General features: G+C 40.9%; 1 protein-coding gene. It reads left to right on the top strand.

Annotation, left to right across the window (positions count from 1 at the left end):
• The first annotated feature begins 203 nt into the window (after window positions 1-203).
• Window positions 204-977, top strand: a complete 774-nt coding sequence (locus tag F6K52_RS36585) for a hypothetical protein (RefSeq protein WP_293090173.1) — start codon at window positions 204-206, stop codon at window positions 975-977.
• Window positions 978-1,165 lie beyond the last annotated feature (188 nt).

Here is a 1,165-nt window from a genome sequence, read left to right as displayed (position 1 = left end):
CGTCCGGTGTGTCCCCGCGTCCCCGCGTCATCCGGTTAAATTTTCTAGTCAAAAATAAGCGAACAGGGAGGATTATCTGTTTTTCAAAATCTAAAATCCAAGAAGATATTAATTATTACATCAATGTGACGACATGAGCCTCTTGTTACCAGACATAGCTAAAATCTTTAAGGTAATCTCACAAATACTCACGGGTACGGTAGATGCTCAAGCGGCTGATTCAATGGATTAAAAACTTTTTCCAACGCTTGTTTGGTAAACAACAAAAATCATCCCAGATAGAGGGTAATATCCAATCACCTCCTCCTCTGAGTGATACAGATTTAGAACTTCTCTTCACTGAATTATTGGAGGGAGTACATCAAGCAAAGGGACAAGCCTGGGCACTAAAGTGGTTAAAAAATCTCGAACATCGAGTTCCCGAGGAACGATGGTTACAATGGCTAGAGGGTTTTGGTGAAAGGTTAATGGCAGTTTCCACCCCTAATAATGAATTAGCTTCTCGGATGGTGGAACTAGGTGATTTGGAAGTTGGGGATGTGGGAGACTACGCCCATGACATTGGCATGGATTTGTTGACCCGCAACCAAAAAGAACCCATCTTCGAGTATGAAGGGCCAGATGCTACACCATCCCCATTTGCAACCGATTCTCCCAACGCCAGTGATTTTACCTTGGGTCAAGAAAGTGTATTTACACAACAACCCGAAAGTGTATTTACAGGAGATATGTCTTCCCATCCAGATATTTCTTCCCATCCTATAATTGCCACTGGGGAAGATGAAGATGATAACCTCCCCGAGGGAGAATATCAAACAGTTTCTTTAGATGAGTTATTTTCAATGTTGCAACAAGACCAAAATCTTTGCGAACAAATTGCCCAACAACTTGGTATCAAGACGGAAGATCCAGAAGCGATTATTCAAGAGCTGATTAATCAATTTAATCAGGAAAATCAATCTAAAACCAATGAATAAAGCAACTTCACAAAGAGGTGGGGGAGCACAGGGATATTCAGATGAGAATGTACCGCACTGGTAAAAATTTGTTGGTTAACGCTGATTGAAATGGTGCTGCGAATATACTTCCCATTCGTAGAGATACACTATAACTCAATCTAACCAAAGACCTTAGGGCATTATTGACCGAAAAATAAACACAGATA

The organism is Moorena sp. SIO3H5 (assembly GCF_010692395.1).
Classification (GTDB): Bacteria; Cyanobacteriota; Cyanobacteriia; order Cyanobacteriales; family Coleofasciculaceae; genus Moorena.
Note: the sequence above shows the minus strand (reverse complement) of the source record. Positions and strands in the feature narration are given on the sequence as shown.